Here is a 20,246-nt window from a genome sequence, read left to right on the forward strand (position 1 = left end):
GATCATGAAAAGAATCGATCAATTGTCGCGTGGCCTCCCTTACCCCCGGAGGCGGGCACGTGGCGGTCATCTACCTTGACGCTGGCCCGGGAGCGGCCCGGCCACAGCAGAAGGGTCCGACGTGTCCTCCTCCCCTCCTCAAAGACAGGCGATATGGCGCGCGGTCAGCGCACCCGTCGTGGTCATGACGCTGGCCGCAGGCATCAGCGCACTCCCTGTGGCTTCGGCCTCCGCGGCCACCCTCTCGTCCTCCACCCACAAGGCAGGCACGGCCGCGAGTTTCGGTCTGACGGCCGAGGAGGCGTCGGCCAGGGCGCGGAAGACGGGCAAGGACACCGCCGCGACGGCCGCGACGACCGACAGCAGTACGCTGACCGCGCATCCCAACGGCACGTTCACCCTCACGCAGTCGCTCGCTCCGGCGCGCAAGCGGTTCGGGCACACCTGGAAGACCCTCGACCCGACGCTGCACAAGAACGCCGACGGCAGCATCGCCACCGCGGTCACCAGCAGTGATCTGACCCTGTCGGGCGGCGGCGCGGGTCCACTGGCCGTCATGGACAGCCGCGGCAGGAGCCTGGCGCTCAGTCTGCCCATGCGGCTGCCGGCCCCGACCCTGTCCGGGGCGACGGCCACCTACCGCAACGTGCTCAGCGGCGTCGACCTGATCGTCACCGCCGATGCCCAGGGCGGCTTCTCCGAGGTCCTGGCCGTCAAGAACGCCCAGGCGGCAGCCAACCCCGGCCTTGCGCAGCTCACCCTGGCCACCCGGGCCCACGGGGTGACCGTCTCCGCGGACCGCGCCGGGAACATCACCGCGGCCGACCACGGCAGGCACCCGGTCTTCACCGCGTCCGCGCCCCAGATGTGGGACTCCAGCCCCTCCCATGTCTCCGCCGCGTCGGTGGTCCACGACCCGCTCACCGGTCGTGACGTCGATCGTGCCAGCGGCCAGCCCGTCGCCTCGTCCGCCCAGGGTCCCGGCAAGGGTGCGCACCACGCCGGCATCACCACCAAGGTCACGGCCAAGGGGATCGCGCTGACGCCTTCGGGGTCACTGCTGAGGGGCCACGGGACGGTGTACCCGGTCTACATCGACCCCGACTTCAACGCCCCGTCCGCCTCCAGCCCCCGCCAGGCCTGGACGCAGACCAACTCGTACTACCACAGCTCCAGTTACTGGAAGTCGAGCGACCTGCTGCGTGTCGGCGACCAGTACTGGGACTCGCCCACCTTCACCGCACGCTCCTTCGTGCAGATCGGCGTGCCCTCCGCGATCTACGGTTCCACCGTGCTGTCCTCGCAGCTCAACTTCACCGAGGAATGGTCTCCTTCGTGCACGGCCACACCGGTGCAGCTGTGGAAGACCGGCACCATCTCCTCGTCCACGACGTGGGACAACCCGCCCAGCATGATCAGTGAGGTCGGCTCGCAGACCGTCGCGCACGGCTGGGACTCCTCCTGCCCCGCCGCCGGCGTCGGCTTCGACATCGGCAGCGTCATGCAGAGCGCGGCGAACGCCAAGACGAGCAACCTCACCTTCGGGCTGCAGGCCGGGGACGAGACGGACAAGTACGGGTGGAAGGAGTTCGCCAACACGATCACCGTGTCCACCACGTACGACCACAAGCCGGACACCCCCACCCACCTGACCACGTCACCGTCGACGTCCTGCCAGGACGACGCCATCGTCGGTGACGGCAACGTGACCCTGTACGCGGGCATGTCCGACCCCGACGGCGGCTCGCTCGGCGCGCACTTCCAGCTCTTCCCGCACGGCAACACGAGCAGCGTCATCGCCCAGTCGGACTCCAACTCCCTGACCGGCCAGTCCGGTTCGACGGCCGTGTATGTGATCCCGAAGGCCACGCTGGAGCAGGCCGCGGGCGGCAAGGTCACCGAGTTCGACTGGAACGTCGCGGTCAGCGACTTCAAGTACTGGGGCAGCACGTCGACCACCTGCCACTTCTCCTTCGACCCCACCCGGCCGGGCACCCCTGTCATCGCCCAGCCCGGAAGCACCACCATCGGGCAGCCGTTCACCGTCGCCATCGCCCCGCCGGGCACCGGCACCACGCCGTCCAGCTACGAGTACCAGCTCAACGGCGGCGCCCCGGTGAACGTCATCGCCAACTCCTCGGGCAACGCCACCATCTCGGTCACTCCCACCCGGCACACCAACGTCCTGTCGGTGTCCAGCCTGTCCGCCGGGTCCAACTACGGCGACACCGCGTCCGTCACCTTCAACTCCGCCAACCCCGCCAGCCCGCAGGGCGACGGCGATCTGACCGGCGACAACATCCCCGACCTGCTGACCGTCGGCCACCAGAACGGACTGCCCTCCGGGCTGTGGCTGGCCGGCGGCAAGGCCGACACGGGCAAGACCACCGGTGACGGGCACGTGGTGTCCTCGCCGAGCGACATCGGTGCCAACGGCAGCGGACTGAACACGGCCGGCTCACCGTCCGACTTCGACGGCGCCATGGCGTTCACCGGACCCTTCACCGGCAGCGGATTCCAGGACGTCCTCGTCTACTACCCCACGGGCAGCAATGCCGGCGGCGGAGCGATCATCAACGGCAACGGCGACGGTTCGGCTCTCGCCACCCGCTACAACGAGGACGTCCACAACATCACCTCGCTGAGCCTTCAGGACTTCAACGGCGACAGCCCCCTCCAGCTCGGCGCCGCCGGCACGACCTCGGCCGGCGGCAGCCCGTACCCGGACCTCATCGGCGTCTCCGGTGACGCGACCAACGGCTACGCGCTGAACATCTACCAGGCCCAGGGCATCCTCGGCAGTTGGATGGCCTGGCCGCTCACCGTCAACACGCCGGACGGCACGGCCGACTGGAACAACTGGCAGCTGGCCACCATGCAGGTGCCCGGCAGCAACGGCAGCAGCACGGCCATGTTCCTGTGGAACAAGTCCACCGGCCGGCTCGACCTGTGGGAGAACCTCTCCGCCGACCCCTACGGCGGCACCCTGACCTACACCGACTACCCGGTTGCCACCGGCTTCCACACCGGCGCGGCCCTCACCCTGCAGGCAGCCGACATCAACGGCGACGGCACTCCCGACCTGTGGACCACCGGAGCCGGCGCCGCCACCACCGCGAACCTGTTCACCAACCTGTCCACCACCACGTCGGCCACGCTCACGCAGAACCTCGACACCCTCACCGCCGCCCATGACACCTGGCCCCTCAATGACGCCCAGACGGGCGCCATCGCCACGGCCAAGGACACGACCGGCACCCTGAGCGCGAGCGGCAGCGGCGGGGCGACCTGGGCCAGTGGCGACCTGTTCTCCGCCGCCGCCCACTTCGACGGCACCGGCACGCTGAAGACCAGCGGCCCCGCCGTCACCACCAACGGCAGTTTCACCGTCTCCGCGTGGGTCGAGCCCGAGTCCCTCGGCGGCACCGTCCTCAGCCAGAAGGGATCCAGCACGTCCGGCTTCGCCGTCTACTCCGACGCGGCGTCCAAGACCTGGCGGTTCCAGATGCCGCAGAGCGATTCCACGTCCGCCACCACGGACACCGCCACGGCCAGTGGGCTCACCGCCCAGATCGGCGCCTGGACCCGGCTGACCGCCACCTATGACGCCTCGGCCGGCACCATGACCCTTTACGTCAACGGCAAGCAGGCGGCGACCGCCGGCCACACCACCAAGTGGAACGCCACCGGCGCCTTCGTCATCGGCAACGGCAGCGCCGCCTTCACCGGCAGTGTCGCGGACGTGACCACCTACCAGCAGGCCCTCACCGCCCCGCAGATCGCCGCCCTGGCCGACGTCCCCTACGTCCCCTCCGGCACGGTGATCGCCCAGGCGACCGGGGACTTCAACGGCGACGGCAAGGCTGACGTCGCCCACCTCATCGACGCCGGCAGCGGGCATGACGCCATCACCGTCGCGCTGGCCGACTCGGCGGGTGACGGCGGCTTCCAGCCCGTCCGTCTCGTCTGGGACGATCCGGTCTTCGGGCCGGGCATCCAGTCCATGGCCGCGGGCGACTTCAACGGCGACGGCAAGACCGACCTCGCTCTGTACTACAACTACAGCGACGGTCAGCACGACGCGATCTTCACGCTCACGGCGACGGGCGGCGGCGGATTCACCTCCCCGGTCAAGCAGTGGGACGACACCGCCTTCGGTCCGGGCACCAAGTTCATGGCGGCCGGGGACTTCAACGGCGACCACAAGACCGACCTCGCCCTGTACTACACCTACAGCGACGGTCAGCACGACGCCGTGTTCACCCTCACCGCCGCGTCCTCCGGCAGCGGTGCTCTGGCCACACCGGTCAAGCAGTGGGACGACACCGTCTTCGGCCCCAACACGAAGATGCTGACGGCCGGGGACTTCAACGGCGACGGCAAGACCGACCTCGCCCTCTTCTACAACTACACGGACAACAACAACCAGCACGACGCGATCTTCACCATGACCGCGGGCACCGCCGGTGCCTTGTCCGCACCGGCCAAGATCTGGGACGACACCAGCTTCGGCCCCAACACCAAGTCCATGACCGCGGGTGACTTCAACGGCGACGGCAAGGCCGACCTCGCCCTGTTCTACAACTACGCGGACAACAACAACCAGCACGACGCGATCTTCACCTTGAACAGCGGCGCCTCCTCCCTCAGCACCGTGTGGTCGCAGATCGACTGGGGACCGAACACCCGGTTCATGACCGGCGGGGACTTCAACGGCGACGGCAAGGCCGACCTCGCCCTGTACTACGACTACCCGACCCAGATTCCGGCTGAGTTCACCCTCACCGCCGACAGCAACGGCGACGGCGGCCTCGCATCGCCTGTCCGCCGCTACACCGACCAGTAACGACACGCCGACCACGACCGGACCGGGCACCTTCCAAGGGGGCCCGGTCCGGCTCATTCCCAAGGAGGAACGGGTGGCCCAGCACACCCTGAGGAGCGGATGCATCGCGGTCGCCGCGGCATGCGCCCTCGCTTCGGGGGCCCTGCCCCTGACGGCGGCGATGGCCTCGGCCGACTCGCCCAGCGAGACGGTCGTACCGGCCGCGCTTCTGACCAACCCGCCCAAGGACCTCGTCGTGTTCGCGGGCACGGGTGGCTTCCTGCACCAGCCCAGCGGCTCGGCCTACTCCCAGTCCGGCTATGTCTGGACGAAGTACGCGGGCGGCCCGGACATCCCGGTGCCCGAGGCCAGGAGCGACGTCCAGATGCCCGGATACTCCGGTGCGGGTTCCGACATCGTGGCCGGCGCGGCGGCCGACGGGTACCACCTGCACGACATGGACTCCGGTACGACCACCACCATCAGGCCGGGTGCCGGACAGAGGTACATGGGCACTTTCGGCTCCCGCGTGCTGACGGTCACCACGGCGGCGGACGGAACCGTGACGGGCTTCCATGTGCTCGGCACGGCTGACGGACAGCAGACCGACACACCGGTCACCGGCTGGCCCGAGGGCGCCACACCGCAGGCCACGGTGCTGGCCGGGGACGCCGACTCCGTGGTCATCCGCTACATACAGGACACGGGCGGCACGACCGCGGCCCGCGCGGCCCTGGTGGACCTGGCGACCGGTGCGGTCACCCCCGTCTCGGGGCCGCTGGTCAATGGCTCCCGCGTCGTCCTGTCCGACAAGTACATCGCCTGGTACACCTCGACGAGGGCCACCGGGACCGGCTCGGCGGGACAGCTCCAGATCGTTTCACGCTCCGCTCCCAGCGGCAGCGTGAGCACTGTGCAGGTCCCGGCCGCCCCGCTGGGCAGCGGATACAGCAGCGCCCTCCGCTCCGTGGGCATCGGGGGCGACTCCCTGCTGTTCACCTACTCGGTCTCGCACACCGGCGCATCCACCACCGACGACACACTCGGCTACCCGCTCTACACGATGCCGCTGTCCGGCTCGACCACGGTGACCCCGGTCCTGGACCACGCCGACGTCAACACCGTCCGCCAGGGGCCGGACGGCGTCGTGGCCGTGGGCGGTTCGTCCGTCACCGACTGGGCGGCCCGCCGGTTCACCGCCGGACCGGACGGCACCCCGATGGGCACCGCCGTCGACTCCGACCCCCCTGTGCCCGCGCCCGTCGACGGCCTGTCCCTGGCGGGCGGGAAGCTGTTCACGGTCCGCCGGCAGTGGAACGACGGGGACTGGGTCTGGGACCGCACCGTCCAACCGGGTTCCCCGCCCTCCTACGGCACCGAGCAGAGCTTCGGCTCGCCCTTCGCCCCCACCCACTGCGACACCGCGGCCACCTGCAACCCGCCCATCGCCACGGGCGACGGGAACATCTCGCAGCTGTGGCCCGCCGCCAACTCCGAGGGTGACGCCGTCACCGTGCAGTCGCCCGGCGACAGCGCGGAGATGGTCACCCCCGGCGCCACCGGCGGCACCCTGGTCGACGCCGAGGGCCCCTACGTCGTCTACAACGGCGGCTCCACGAAGAAGCAGTACATCGGCGACGCGGACATGGGCGGCACCAGTCACGTCCTGTTCAGCCGCCCGATATCCGCCGCCGCGCTGTCCGGCTCCACGGTGTGGGTCCCCGGGAGCACGGCAGGCACGCTGACCCAGATCGACCTCACCACCCAGCGCACCGTCCAGACCGTCCCGACCGACGCCCCCTGCGTCCCCAGCGAGTTGCAGGCCGCAGCGCAGCACTGGGTGTACTGGTCCTGCGGGCCCTCGGGCCCTGCCGGCGTGCACGACCTGGCCACCGGCGAGGACGTCCCCGTACCCACCGCCGGTCCCGCCCAGCTCGGCGACGGAGTCGTGGTCGAGCACGACACGTCGGCGGGCAAACTGACCCTCACCGACGTCCACACCGGCACCGCCACCACCACCGACCTGGCCGGCCTGCCCGCCGGTCCCGTCGCCGACGACCGCCGGGTGTCCTGGGCCGTCGACAAGTACCAGGGCGGCATCGCCTACCTGGACAGCGGCAAGAACGTCCACCTCGTCGACCCGCACATCCCCGCCTCCACCCCCGCCCCCGCAGCGGGCGCCTTCATCTACCCCGGCCAGCAACTCGCCCCCGGGCACAGCCTGAGCAGCTCGACCATGACGCTGACCATGCAGACCGACGGCAACCTCGTGGCCCGCCTGAACACCGGCAAGGGCGCGGGCCAGGTGGTCTGGTCGACCGGGACGAGCGGCAACACCGGTGCGTACGCGGTGATGCAGACCGACGGCAACCTCGTCGTCTACACGGCCGGCGGAGGCGCCGGCAAGGGCGGCGCCCTGTGGTCGAGCCGGACGTACGGCCACGCGGGCGCGTACGCCACCGTGCAGGACGACGGCAACATCGTCGTCTACAACAGGGCGAGCACCGCACCGCTCTGGTCGAGCGGCACCTACGCCCGGCCGCAGAGCATCTACGGCGGCACCACCCTCAAGCCCGGCTGGTGGACACAGGGCACCTACACCCGCCTGGTCATGCAGACGGACGGCAACCTGGTGCTGTACCGCCGGCGTGACGGCGCCGCCCTGTGGTCCAGCCGTACCTACGGCCACCCGGGCGCGTACGCCGTGATGCAGACGGACGGCAACCTCGTCGTCTACAAGAGCGGCGGCGGGGCGCTGTGGTCGACCGGCACCAACCACCACTCCGGCGCGTACGCGATGGTGCAGAACGACGGCAACGTCGTCGTCTACACGAGCACCGGAGGGCCGGGCAAGGGCGGTGCCCTCTGGGCCACCGGCACCAGCACCACGGCGCGATGACGTAGTCGTAGGGGCGTCAGACGGGCTCGGCGGGAGGCTCCGGGACACGGGGGTGCCCGCCGGGCGCGTCGGCGAGCTCGTCGGACTCGCCGGCGGTGTCGGTCAGGGTCGCCGCCTCGCGCAGGGCCGCCCAGCGGGAGGCGCGGGCGAGGTCGTCGTGCCAGTCCGGGGGGAAGGGGTCGTCGGCGGGGAGGACGTCGTAGAACTCCTCCTCGTCGGTGGTGGCGCCGGTCCCGGCGGGCACGGTCTCCGTCTGCGTGTCCGCGGCCTTCTTCGGTTCCTTCACCTTGCCCTTCTCCTTGCTCTTCTCCTTCCTCTGCTCCTTCTCCTTCCCCTGCTCCTGCGCCTTGCTCTCCTCCTTCGTCCTGCCCTGCGTCGGGATCTCCGCGTCCCGCTTCCGGCGTCGCCACAGCCGCCACGCCCGTACCGTCAGGGCCACCGGCAGCGCGAACACCGCCGTCCAGGCCCCGGCCGCTCCCCCGGTCTGCCACCACACCGGGCCGAAGCGGGCCAGCGCGGCCACGCCCAAGGGGCCGCCGGACAGTCTGGCGAGCAGGGCGAGGACGGCCGCGCAGACCAGCGCGGTCAGCAGGACCACCCCGGCGGTACCGGCCGCCGACCAGCGGGCCGACGCCGGTTCGCCCCGCCCCGGCCGCGGTACGGCCGCCCGCGCCACGAACCACCCCGCCGTCACCCCGGCCACCACCGGCACCACTCCCGCCGCCCAGTTGGGGGGCGCCCCGGGGCCCGGGTCCGGTACCGCCGCCAGCAGCGGGAACGGCGGCAGGAGGAGGGGCGGGTGGGAGGCGAGCGCGTTGACCGCGTGTCCGGTGCCGAGGGTGAAGCCGGGGCCGAGGGCGTACGACGCCGCCCACACCGCCGCGTTGGGGATCAGGGCGATCCCGAGCAGCAGGACCGCGAACCGTCCGGTCCAGCCCTCCGTCAGCTGGAGGAAGGAGGCCCGCGCCGCACCGCCGTGCCACACCAGCGACGCACCGACCAGCGCCGCCCCGCCGCCGAGGAGCACGGCGGTCGCGGCACCGGCCGCCCGTACGGCCGTGCCCAGCCGCCGCGCGTCCGTACCGAACACCAGCCGCCGCACCGGCCCCGGCAGCACCACCAGCACACTCAGCACTGGCCCGCGCGGGCGGCCGTACGCCGACCACACCCCGGCCGCCGCCGAGACCGTCGCGACGAGTGGCAGACATGCCGTCACCCAGGGCCAGGCGGGGCGCAGTCCGGCGCCTGCGCAGTACAGGGCGGCCGGGAAGCCGACGGCGAGGTAGCCGAGGACGATCCCCGTCCACACCGTGTGGGCGGGTACGGGTGGCGGTGCGTCCTCGGCGTCGGCGGGCGACGCGTCCACGGCGACCCGGGCCGCCCGGTACACCAGCCAGAGCGGCAGCGCGAGCAGCAGCAGGGGGGTGACGCCGACCGGCATGGGCGCGCCGGAGAGCGTGTCGGTGCGGACGAGTTCGACACCGTGCGCCAGCAGCCACAGGGCGGCGGCGATGTGCAGCGCGCCCCCCGGACCGCTGTCGGGATACGGCGAGCTGACCCACAGCACCATCATGAGGACGGCGAACGAGCCGAGCCCCAGTCCGGCGGCGACGGCACCGCCCAGGAGGCTCCCGGCGAGTCCGGGCGAGCGGTCACGCAGCCGGGTCAGCAGGGGCGACAGCGACGGTCGGCGAGCGGTCATCGGAATCACGCCCGCCATGCTCCCAACGACACACGCTTTCCCGTCGTAACGGGCGAACTTCGGAAGTGTCGCTCAAGATATGTTTATGTTCTTTTTCGTACGGAAGGGCAGCGCACGGTGACGCAGACTCAGGCAGATGCGGGCCTGACGCCCGTTCAGGCCTTCGACGCGCTCTACGCGTTCTGCGCCCCTGCCCTCGTACGCCAGACCTATCTGCTCACCGGACGGCGGGAGCTGGCCCGGGAGGCGGTGGAGCGGGCGTTCCAGCTGGCCTGGCAGCGCTGGCCCGAGGTCGCGCGGGACCGGGATCCGGGCGGCTGGGTGCGGGCGGTGGCGTACGACTGCGCGCTCTCCCCCTGGCACCGCTTCCGCCCCCGCTACCGGAACCCGGAGCCGCCGCCCGCCGACCCGGCCGACCGCGCGGTACTGCACGCCCTGCTGGAGCTGCCGCCGTCGTACCGGCGCACGCTCGTCCTGTACGACGGTGTGGGCCTCGATCTGCCGGAGACGGCGGCGGAGACGGAGGCCAGCACCCCGGCGGCGGCGAACCGGCTGACCCACGCCCGGCAGGCGGTGGCGGCCCGCGTCCCGGAGCTGGCCGACCCCGCCGTGCTGCACCGCCGGCTGCTCGAACTGGCCTCGGCGGAGCGGCTGCGCGCGCCCAAGCCGACGGTGGTGCGGACCGTCGGCGAGCGGCGCAACGTCTTCTGGACCCGGGTGGCGATCGCGTTCACGGTGACGATCATCGGCGCGACGGCACTCACGCTGCGGACGGCACCGACGCACTACGAGCCGCCGGTCGCGCCGGCGGAGGCGGTCGCGGGAGTTCCGCCCCGGGTGGCGCCCGGTCCGCTGTCCCCGGCCGTGCAGGCCCTGCGGACGAAGCTCAGCAAGTCGGAGCGGAGCGGCCCGGAGCGGCTGGTGCCGTTGGCCAGGTGAACGGCGGTAGGCCCGCCCCCACCGCGGGGAACGGGCCTACCGGCGTGCCTCTATGGCGTTGTTCAGCTACGCGCTGTTCAGCCGGCCAGGATCTCGCGGGCGAGCTTGGCCGTCTCGGTCGGGGTCTTGCCGACCTTGACGCCCGCGGCCTCCAGGGCCTCCTTCTTGGCCTGTGCGGTGCCGGAGGAGCCGGAGACGATGGCGCCGGCGTGACCCATGGTCTTGCCCTCGGGCGCGGTGAAGCCCGCGACGTAGCCGACGACCGGCTTGGTCACGTTCTTCTTGATGAACTCGGCCGCGCGCTCCTCGGCGTCGCCACCGATCTCACCGATCATCACGATGAGCTCGGTCTCCGGGTCGGCCTCGAACGCGGCCAGGGCGTCGATGTGGGTGGTGCCGATGATCGGGTCACCGCCGATGCCCACGGCCGTCGAGAAGCCGATGTCACGCAGCTCGTACATCATCTGGTACGTCAGCGTGCCGGACTTCGAGACCAGGCCGATGCGGCCCGGCTTGGTGATGTCGCCCGGGATGATGCCGACGTTCGACTGGCCCGGGGTGATGATGCCGGGGCAGTTCGGGCCGATGATGCGGGTCTTGTTGCCCTTCTTGCCGGCGTACGCCCAGAAGGCGGCCGAGTCGTGCACGGCGATGCCCTCGGTGATCACGACGGCCAGCGGGATCTCGGCGTCGATGGCCTCGACGACCGCGTCCTTGGTGAACTTCTCCGGCACGAAGATGACGGAGACGTTGGCGCCGGTCTTGTCGATGGCCTCCTTGACGGTGCCGAAGACCGGTACCTCGGTGCCGTCGAAGTCCACGGTGGTGCCCGCCTTGCGCGGGTTCACGCCGCCCACGACCTGCGTGCCGTCACCGAGCATGAGCTTGGTGTGCTTCATGCCGGTGGCACCGGTCATGCCCTGGACGATGACCTTGCTGTCCTTGTTGAGCCAGATAGCCATGGTGTGTTGGTGTCCTCGTCCTGAGTGCTTACTTGGCGGCGTGGGCCAGCTCAGCGGCCTTGTCGGCCGCGCCGTCCATGGTGTCGACGCGCTGCACCAGCGGGTGGTTGGCGTCGGTGAGGATCTTGCGGCCCAGCTCGGCGTTGTTGCCGTCGAGGCGGACGACGAGCGGCTTGGTGACGTTCTCGCCGCGGTCCTCCAGCAGCTTCAGGGCCTGGACGATGCCGTTGGCGACCTCGTCACAGGCGGTGATGCCACCGAAGACGTTGACGAACACCGACTTGACGTCCGGGTCGCCGAGGATGATCTCCAGGCCGTTCGCCATGACCTGGGCGGAGGCGCCACCGCCGATGTCGAGGAAGTTGGCGGGCTTGACGCCACCGTGGTTCTCACCGGCGTACGCGACGACGTCCAGGGTGCTCATGACGAGACCCGCGCCGTTGCCGATGATGCCGACCTCGCCGTCGAGCTTGACGTAGTTGAGGTTCTTCTCCTTGGCGGCGGCCTCCAGCGGGTTGGCCGCGGCCTTGTCGTGGAGCTCCTCGAAGTCGGGGTGACGGAACTCGGCGTTGTCGTCGAGCGACACCTTGCCGTCGAGGGCGATGACCTCGCCGGAGGCGACCTTCGCCAGCGGGTTGACCTCGACCAGGAGGGCGTCCTCCTTGATGAAGGTGTCCCACAGCTTGACGAGGACGTTCGCGACCTTGTCCGCGACCTCGGCCGGGAACTTCGCGGCCTCGACGATCTCGCGGGCCTTGGCCTCGTCCACACCGTCGATCGGGTCGATCGGCGTCTTGGCGACGGCCTCCGGACGGGTGGCCGCCACCTCCTCGATCTCCATACCGCCCTCGACGGAGGCGATGGAGAGGAAGGTGCGGTTGGCACGGTCGAGGAGGAAGGAGACGTAGTACTCCTCGATGATCTCCGGCGCGGTCTCGGCGATCATGACCTTGTGGACCGTGTGGCCCTTGATGTCCATGCCGAGGATGTCCGTCGCACGGGCGACGGCCTCGTCCGCGGAGGCGGCCAGCTTGACGCCGCCGGCCTTGCCGCGACCACCGACCTTCACCTGCGCCTTGACGACGGACTTGCCGCCCAGCCGCTCGGTGATCTCGCGCGCCGCCTCAGGCGTGTCGATGACTTCACCGGCCAGCACCGGTACATCGTGCTTGGCGAAGAGGTCCCTCGCCTGGTACTCGAACAGGTCCACGCGCTTCCGTCCCTATCAGTGATCTCGCGGTTCGTTGGATGCGTGGGCGTGCCGCGAAGGGCAACGTGACGTCCGCTTGTCACAAGGGGGGCGCACACGGTGTCCGAGCGCGCGGCATGTCCGTCTCGCAGGTTATCGCCGCTTGCGGGGGCTCCCTAAATCGAGGGTCACACACGAGCGGTGATACCTGTCACATGATGCCGGGTCTGCTGGCACGGCGTGCCGTCTTCGGCTGTGTTCGGTCGGCTTCGTTCGATGTGCGAGGCCTCACCGGGCTGGGGTTGACCCGGTGAGGCCTCCGGTCCGGCCCCGGTGGCTCCGGGGCCGCGGCGGTTGATCCCCACCCCAATGGGGACCACCCGCCCCACCCGAGGGGGCCCGGCCGGACGAACCGACGGCATTCGGCCATCCGGGTCCGGACACCCCGCGGAGGGCTGCTCGGCCCAGCTCTCAGCTGCCCCGAGCGGCATTCGGTATGCCGTACGGGTACTGGAGGTGGGCCGCGTCCTGGAGGTACGGCGGCGGCGGTACGGCCACCCGGGTGACGCCTGCGACACCGGCAACGACATGCCCGGCCGGCGAACCGCCGGCCGGGCGGACCGTGTCGTCGAGCGCGCCGGTCACGCCGTGGGCGAGCGCGCCCGCGACCGGCACGACCCCGTGCACGGCGCCGGAGGCCACCGGCGGCAGCACGGCGTCCGTGGTGTCCCGCACGACCTGCCCGGCCATTCCGCCGGCGTAGCCCGGCACCCCGCCGACCGCACCGCCGCCGACGACGGCCGAGGCGGCATGCGCGGCCTCGTGGGCGACACCGTGGGCGGCTCCGTACGCCCCTTCGGCCCGGACACCGGCCTGGACACCGGCCCGGACACCGGCCCGGAGACCGGCCTGGAGACCGGCCTGGACGCCGGGCTCGGCGGGAGTCCCGACGCGGCCCTGCACCCGCGCCGTCCGCGCCCGCTCCGCGCGGGCCGCCTGCGCGCCCTTGATGGCCTCGGCACCCCGCACAGCCTTCGCGGCGGCCGGAACGCTCGCGTCGGCGGAACGGGCGGCCTGGTCGGCGGTGCTGATGACGGTCGTTCCCTGGTCGGTGGCGGTCGAGGCGGCCGACGCGGCGGTGCCGGTCAGACCGGAGACGGTGTCGTGAACGGTCTTCTGGACACCGGAGACCGTGTCGTGGACGCCCGTGAGGACGCCGTCGACGGACCCGGCGGCGGAATCCGTGCCCGAGTCCGGGACGGAGAGGGAGGTGACGGACAGCTCGTCGGCGCTGGCCGCGGCCGAGCCGAGCGCCCTGGCGCCGGTGACACCGGCGGCCATCACGATCGAACGGCGGATGCTCTTGTTCATGACGTACGTCTATTTCTTCGGAAACGGCTGGGGAGTTTCCGTCCGGAGATCGCTGAAGGTGATCGCTGAAGGTGATCGCTGGGGATGGGGTCCGGACGGACGGGCAGACCTGTTCCGCCCTCGCGCGACAGGTCCGTGGCGGGGAGGTCAGCCGTACTGCCTAGCCGGGGAAGACGAGGATGTCCCGGTGCCGTTCCCGGGTCCGGGGCGCGTCGACGCGCGCGGCGGCGTCGGGTACGAGCCGCAGGGCCGCCCCATCGCCGAAGGTGACGGCGTGCGCGTCACCGTGGCGGGACGTGCTGCCGTCGACCGCCTGCTTACCCAGCACACCGCCCGTGTCGCGCGTGGGCTCAGGGCGACCGGGGGCGCCGGCAGCGGTGCCGTGGTGCCCGGGCGTGCGTGCCTGGTTCTGCGGCACGGGGGTGAGGTCCGGGCCGTACCACAGGAGCGGTGCCGTCGCCGTGACGGCGGTACCGGCCCCGGCACGGGCATGCTTCCGCGGCGCCGGAGCCGTGGGCCGAGCCGCCGGGCCTCCGCGGTACCGCAGGTGGGGCGCCGGAGCCTGCGCACCCGGCACCGGCAGCACAGGTACCTCCGCGTCCTGGCCGAGCTCCGGCAGGGGCAGGGAGGGCATCGGGGTCGGCGGTCGCGCCGTCTCGACGGATTGAGAGACCGTCTGCGAAACGGCCTGGGCCAGTGACAGCGACAATGACTGCGACACGGATTGGGCCGCGGATTGGGCCACGGATCGGGACACAGCTGTCACCACGTCCCGCGCGGACGCGACGGTCTGCTCGCCGACCGTACGCAAATTCCGTACTGGCACGGCCGGTTGTGCATGCCGCACCGGCCGTACCGGTCGCACCAGTCCCTCATGCCCCACCGCCCCGTACCCCGCCGACGTCACCTTCACCGGTACCGGGACGGTTCCGTCCGCCGCGTGGGCCTGCGCGCCGCAGACGAACCCCAGCGCGAACAGCCCGCCGACCAGCAACGCCAGTTGGAGCACACGCCGCCCGGCCGCCGTACGCAACACGCGCACGGTGGTACCGAGGAGGGTTGCTGGGAAAGTCAAGGGGAGGAACATTCTCGGATCGGCACGACAGGGGCTCCGCCGATCCTTGCACGGCACGCCTCGGGCCGCGCAACCCCCCTGTTACCGATGGGTAGACATATCCCTTTTACCGCCTGTGTCATGCCGTGTCCGGTTTCGGCAGCGGCCGTTTCTCCAGAGCCGCCGCCATCACCTCGGGGAACAGGTCGGGTGTGCAGGCGAAGGCCGGTGCGCCCAGCGCGGCGAGCGCGGCCGCGTGCTCCCGGTCGTACGCCGGCGCTCCTTCGTCCGAGAGCGCGAGCAGTGCCACGAACTGCACCCCGGACGCCTTCATCGCCGCCACCCGCTTGAGCATCTCGTCGCGGATGCCGCCCTCGTACAGGTCACTGATCAGCACGACCACCGTCTCGGCGGGCCGGGTGATCTGCGACTGGCAGTAGGCGAGCGCCCGGTTGATGTCCGTGCCGCCGCCGAGCTGGGTGCCGAAGAGGACGTCGACCGGATCGTCCAGCTGGTCGGTGAGGTCGACCACCGCCGTGTCGAAGACGACCAACCGGGTGCTGATCGACCGCATGGAGGCGAGCACCGCCCCGAACACGGACGCGTAGACCACGGACGCGGCCATGGAACCGGACTGGTCGATGCAGAGCACCACCTCCTTCTTCACCGACCGCGCGGCCCGCCCGTAGCCGACGAGCCGTTCCGGCACGACCGTGCGGTACTCGGGGAGATAGTGCTTGAGGTTGGCCGCGATGGTGCGGTTCCAGTCGATGTCGTGGTGACGCGGGCGGCTGATACGGGCGCTGCGGTCGAGGGCGCCGTTGAGCGTGGCCCGTGTCCGGGTCGCGAGCCGCTGCTCCAGGTCCTCGACGACCTTGCGGACGACCGCGCGCGCCGTCTCCTTGGTGGTCTCCGGCATCGCCTTGTTGAGCGACAGCAGCGTGCCGACCAGGTGCACATCGGCCTCCACCGCCTCCAGCATCTCCGGCTCCAGCAGCAGCGAGGAGAGCCCGAGCCGATCGATGGCGTCGCGCTGCATGACCTGGACAACGGAGGACGGGAAGTAGCGGCGGATGTCCCCCAGCCAGCGCGCCACTGACGGCGCCGAGGCCCCGAGCCCGGCCGAACGCTCCCGCCCCGCCTGCGGTTTGTCCCCTTTGCCATAGAGCGCGGCGAGCGTCCCGTCCATCGCCGCGTCCCGCCCGGACAACGCACACCCGGTGCCATCGGCCTGGTCCCCGCCAAGCACCAACCGCCACCGCCGCAAACGCTCCCGCGCGGGGTCGGCGGGGTCGGCGGGGTGAGTGGGGTGAGTGACTGTGCCGGGGCCGGGGCCAGGGGCGGGGGCAGAGGCAGTGCCGGGGCCGGCGGCGACACCGCTGCCTATGCCAGCGACGGGGCCAGGGCTGGCAGCGGTGCCGAGGCCGGTGCCCGAGGCGGCCTCTGGTGTGATCCGTTCGGTTGTCATGTGCCCACCCCCGCAAGGCTGTTGTCGTCCGTCATCCTTGGCTTCTCGTCCAGGCCGAGCAGCAGCCGCAGCACCGGCAGCACGGCGTCGGCGCGCCCGGCGTCCGGTTCGGCGGCGAAGCCGGGCGTTCCGCTGCCCGCCCCGGCCCGGCCTCTCGCCTCTCCCGGGCCGCGCCGGACCAGTTCCCCGAGGGTTCTGCGCACCCCCGGCTCGTACGCCGCGAACGTGCGCCGCAGCAGCGGCAGTACGCCGGCGAACGCCTCCGCCGGCACCCCCGTCAGCCAGCTGTCGACCAGGCCGAGCAGTCGCTCGTCGTGGACCAGCAACAGCCCGCCCCCGCCGCCGACGAAGCCCTCGATCCAGGCGGCCGCGTCGGCGGGCGGCGTCCCAGGCGACAGGGCGAGCCCCATCAACCGCGCCGCCTCCTCAGACCCCAGCGCACCCTCGTCCAGCAACAACCGCACCGATCGCCCCCGCAGAACACCGGCCACGGTGTCGCGCAACGCCAGCGCCCGCAGCACGGCCCGCCAACGGCTCCGCAGATCGCCGTACCCAGCGCGGGAACCGGCGCCGGCGCCCGCATCGGCACCGAAAGCGCCGGCCCCACCGCCGGTCCCACCGCCAGTCCCCCCACCGGTCCCGGCCTCTCCGTTCCCGGCCCCACCGTTCCCCCCCTCGCCGTTCCCGGCCTCACCACCCGCGGCACTCGACGCGACCGGCGTCTCCGCCAGCAACCCCACCGCCGCGTGCACGGCGTCCAGATGGCCGCGCATCTCCTCCGCCGCGTCCGTGTCGAGCGCGGTGCAGGCCGGGGGCAGGCCGATGAAGATGCGCTCGGCGAGGCCCGCCGCGACCCCGGCCAGCGCGCCGGTGTCGGTGCCGCGCACGTCGCCGTAGCGCAGGGAGCGGACGAGGGCGGGCAGGGCCTGGGCGAGGTGGCCGACGTCCGTGTCGAGCGCGGCCCGGTCGGCGAGCGCCCGCATGACGACGGGCAGGGCGTCCGGCAGCCCGGCGAGCAGACAGTGCTCGGCGAGCGCCGTGACATCGGCGAGGGCACACGCGGCCGCCGCGTCCGCCTCCGCCTTGGCCTGCGCCGCGCAGCGCACCGTCGTCCCCCACACCCCCGCCTCGGCGACCCGCACCGACAGCTCCGGCTCCCAGCGCAACCGCCATGTCTCCCGAAAGGTGCCCGTACTCCCCCGGGACCGGGCCGGCTCGCCCCAGCCGACGCCGAGCAGCCGCAGTCGGTGCAGCAGTCTGCTGCGGCCGGCGTCGGTGTCCCCGCGCAGGTCCAGCTCCAACTCCCGTTCAAGCGCCTCCGGTTTGAGCCGCAGGGAACGCTGCTGCCGGGCCAGGTCGCGCTGCAACGGCACGGCCGGGGCCGACTCCGGCACCTCCCCCAGCACGTCCCCGACCACCAGCCGGTCGTGCACCAGCGCCAGCGGCACATCGGAGCCGTCGCCCATCACCGCGCGCACGGCGTCGGTGGTCTCCCCGAGCCCGGGCAGCGGACGGCCACGCAGCGCCGCCAGGGTCTCGGCGAGCCGGACCGCCTCGATGACATGGGCGGAGGAGACGATCCGGTCCTCCTCCCTCAGCAGCCCCGCCACCTTGGTCAGCCACCGCTCCACCGGCCGGTCGGGGGCGTGGAACAGGTGGGCGTACCAGCCGGGCGACTCGATGCCCGCGCCGTATCCGCCGGCCCGGGCCAGCCTGCGGTGTGTCCAGGGCACCCAGGTCAGGTCCGCCTTGACCTTGGGCAGCCCCCTCAACAGGCCCCGGTCGGCGGCGACGGTGGTCCTCTCACGCAGCGCGGGCACGTGCCAGGCCCCGCACACCACCGCCACCTCGTCCCCGAACGCCTTGCGCGCGGCACGCAGTTGGATCCGCATGTGCGCCTCACGCACGAGGTCCCGCGCGTGCCCGCCGGTGCCGTACCGCTCGCGCAGCGCCCCCATCGCCTCCTCCAGGGCGGCGAACGGCGCGAAGGGGTCGCGCTCCCCCGGGCCCCGGTGCTCGACGACGTCCTCCCACCACCGCTCGGGGTCGTCGTAACCGGCGGCCTCGGCGAGCACGGCGAGCGGGTCGATCCGGATGTGGTCGCGGGCGTCCTCGGGCTCATCGCCGCCCCCAGGCTCACCAACACCGGAACCGGCACCAGCACCAGCACCAGCACCAGCAGCCGTGTCCGGCCCGTGCCCGTACCCGTTCCCCTGCTCATGCCCGTCGGGAGGCGCCGCCCGCTCCTCGCTCCCCTCCCACGCGAGCGTGTGCGTGGCCGGCAGGTCGATGAAGCGAGCCGGGACGCCATGTTCCAGGGCCCAGCGGATCGCCACCCACTCGGGGCTGAACTCGGCGAACGGCCAGAACGCCGAGCGGCCGGGCTCGTCCACGGCGTGGGCCAGCAGGGCGACCGGGGGCCGCAGACCGGGGTCGGCGGCCAGCGGGATCAGCGCATCGGCCTCGGGCGGGCCCTCGATCAGGACGGTGGCCGGGTGGGCGGCGTCCAGTGCGGCCCGCACCGCACGCGCGGAACCGGGCCCGTGATGCCGTACGCCCAGCAGGAGCGGCCGGCTCGTGCCGGTCATGCGCTCACCTCCCGGCAGGCCCGGTAGAAGTCCGTCCAGCCCTCGCGCTCGCGGACGACGGTCTCCAGGTACTCCCGCCAGACGACCCGGTCGGCCGCCGGGTCGCGGACGACCGCGCCGAGGATGCCGGCGGCGATGTCGCCCGGACGCAGCACGCCGTCGCCGAAGTGCGCGGACAGGGCGAGACCGCCCGTGACGACGGAGATCGCCTCGGCGGTGGAGAGCGTGCCGCTGGGCGACTTCAGCTTCGTACGGCCGTCGGCGGTGACGCCGTCGCGCAGCTCGCGGAAGACGGTCACGACGCGGCGGATCTCCTCGATGCCGTCGGGCGCGGCCGGCAGGTCGAGGGAGCGGCCGATCTGCTCGACCCGGCGCGTGACGATGTCGACCTCGGACTCGGCGCTCTCCGGCAGCGGCAGCACCACGGTGTTGAAGCGGCGGCGCAGCGCGCTGGAGAGGTCGTTGACGCCTCTGTCCCGGTCGTTGGCGGTGGCGATGAGGTTGAACCCGCGGACCGCCTGGACCTCTTCGCCCAGCTCCGGTATCGGCAGCGTCTTCTCGGACAGGATCGTGATCAGCGTGTCCTGCACGTCGGCCGGGATACGGGTCAGCTCCTCGACGCGGGCCGTCATGCCCTCGGCCATGGCGCGCATGACGGGGCTGGGCACGAGGGCGTCGCGGCTCGGGCCGTGCGCGAGCAGGCGCGCGTAGTTCCAGCCGTACCGGATCGCCTCCTCCGGGGTGCCGGCCGTGCCCTGGACCAGCAGGGTCGAGTCGCCGCTGACGGCGGCCGCGAGGTGTTCGGAGACCCAGGTCTTGGCGGTGCCGGGGACGCCGAGCAGGAGCAGGGCGCGGTCGGTGGCGAGTGTGGTGACGGCGACCTCGATGATGCGGCGCGGGCCCACGTACTTGGGTGTGATCACCGTGCCGTCCGGCAGGGTGCCGCCGAGCAGATACGTCGCCACCGCCCACGGCGACAGCTTCCAGCGGGCCGGACGCGGGCGGTCGTCCTGCTGCGCGAGCGCGGTGAGTTCGGCGGCGAAGGCATGCTCGGCGTGCGGCCGCAGCACCGGCGCCGCCTCCTGGCTCCCGTTCACTCCGACGGACGACGCTCCCTCGGACGACGCTTCGACGGACGTCGCTTCCACGGACACAGTCATGGCTGAGGCCCCCTCCAGCTCGGCCGGTTCGGATCTGCCATCAACCGTGCACCACGCCACTGACAATCGCTCTGACCTGCACAAATGCC

11 protein-coding genes are annotated in these 20,246 nt (G+C 72.0%); 3 read left to right on the forward strand and 8 right to left on the reverse strand.

The window, feature by feature from the left end:
* The first annotated feature begins 184 nt into the window (after positions 1 to 184).
* Complete coding sequence (locus tag O1G22_RS16465) at positions 185 to 4,846, forward strand: LamG-like jellyroll fold domain-containing protein (RefSeq protein WP_270082060.1); 4,662 nt, start codon at positions 185 to 187, stop codon at positions 4,844 to 4,846.
* A gap of 73 nt (positions 4,847 to 4,919) precedes the next feature.
* Positions 4,920 to 7,724: a hypothetical protein gene (locus tag O1G22_RS16470; RefSeq protein ID WP_270082061.1), complete on the forward strand. Its 2,805-nt coding sequence runs from the start codon at positions 4,920 to 4,922 to the stop codon at positions 7,722 to 7,724.
* Between the two features lie 16 nt (positions 7,725 to 7,740).
* Here the strand turns inward: O1G22_RS16470 and O1G22_RS16475 are convergent, their stop codons facing one another.
* Positions 7,741 to 9,384: a cell division protein PerM gene (locus O1G22_RS16475; protein ID WP_428986494.1), complete on the reverse strand. Its 1,644-nt coding sequence runs from the start codon at positions 9,382 to 9,384 to the stop codon at positions 7,741 to 7,743.
* On the opposite strand from O1G22_RS16475, the gene O1G22_RS16480 reads away from it, so the two are divergent.
* Positions 9,268 to 10,365, forward strand: a complete 1,098-nt coding sequence (locus O1G22_RS16480) for an RNA polymerase sigma factor (protein ID WP_428986495.1) — start codon at positions 9,268 to 9,270, stop codon at positions 10,363 to 10,365. The two genes, O1G22_RS16475 and O1G22_RS16480, sit on opposite strands and share 117 nt — an antisense overlap.
* Positions 10,366 to 10,442: 77 nt before the next feature.
* Here the strand turns inward: O1G22_RS16480 and sucD are convergent, their stop codons facing one another.
* The 7 genes from sucD to O1G22_RS16515 all read right to left on the reverse strand — a co-directional run bounded on the left by sucD (position 10,443) and on the right by O1G22_RS16515 (position 20,157).
* The gene (gene sucD / locus O1G22_RS16485) at positions 10,443 to 11,327 is read right to left on the reverse strand and encodes a succinate--CoA ligase subunit alpha (protein ID WP_270082064.1); all 885 of its coding nucleotides are present in this window, start codon (positions 11,325 to 11,327) and stop codon (positions 10,443 to 10,445) included.
* 28 nt (positions 11,328 to 11,355) lie between these two features.
* Positions 11,356 to 12,537, reverse strand: coding sequence for an ADP-forming succinate--CoA ligase subunit beta (sucC, locus tag O1G22_RS16490; protein WP_270082065.1), 1,182 nt, complete (start codon positions 12,535 to 12,537; stop codon positions 11,356 to 11,358).
* Positions 12,538 to 12,987: 450 nt separating this feature from the next.
* A complete protein-coding gene (locus tag O1G22_RS16495) occupies positions 12,988 to 13,887 on the reverse strand; it encodes a hypothetical protein (RefSeq protein WP_270082066.1) in 900 nt (299 codons plus the stop codon).
* 160 nt (positions 13,888 to 14,047) lie between these two features.
* Positions 14,048 to 14,521 carry a hypothetical protein gene (locus tag O1G22_RS16500; protein WP_270082067.1) on the reverse strand — a complete coding sequence of 158 codons (474 nt, stop codon included), beginning with the start codon at positions 14,519 to 14,521 and terminating at the stop codon, positions 14,048 to 14,050.
* Positions 14,522 to 15,080: 559 nt separating this feature from the next.
* Entirely contained in the window at positions 15,081 to 16,409 is a 1,329-nt protein-coding gene (locus O1G22_RS16505; RefSeq protein ID WP_428986370.1) for a VWA domain-containing protein, read from the reverse strand.
* Complete coding sequence (locus tag O1G22_RS16510; RefSeq protein WP_270082068.1) at positions 16,406 to 18,997, reverse strand: DUF5682 family protein; 2,592 nt, start codon at positions 18,995 to 18,997, stop codon at positions 16,406 to 16,408. Before O1G22_RS16510 ends, O1G22_RS16505 begins: the two co-directional genes overlap by 4 nt.
* Positions 18,994 to 20,157: an ATP-binding protein gene (locus O1G22_RS16515; protein WP_270082069.1), complete on the reverse strand. Its 1,164-nt coding sequence runs from the start codon at positions 20,155 to 20,157 to the stop codon at positions 18,994 to 18,996. The genes O1G22_RS16510 and O1G22_RS16515 overlap by 4 nt, the downstream gene beginning before the upstream one ends.
* Positions 20,158 to 20,246 lie beyond the last annotated feature (89 nt).

The organism is Streptomyces camelliae (assembly GCF_027625935.1).
GTDB lineage: Bacteria > Actinomycetota > Actinomycetes > Streptomycetales > Streptomycetaceae > Streptomyces > Streptomyces camelliae.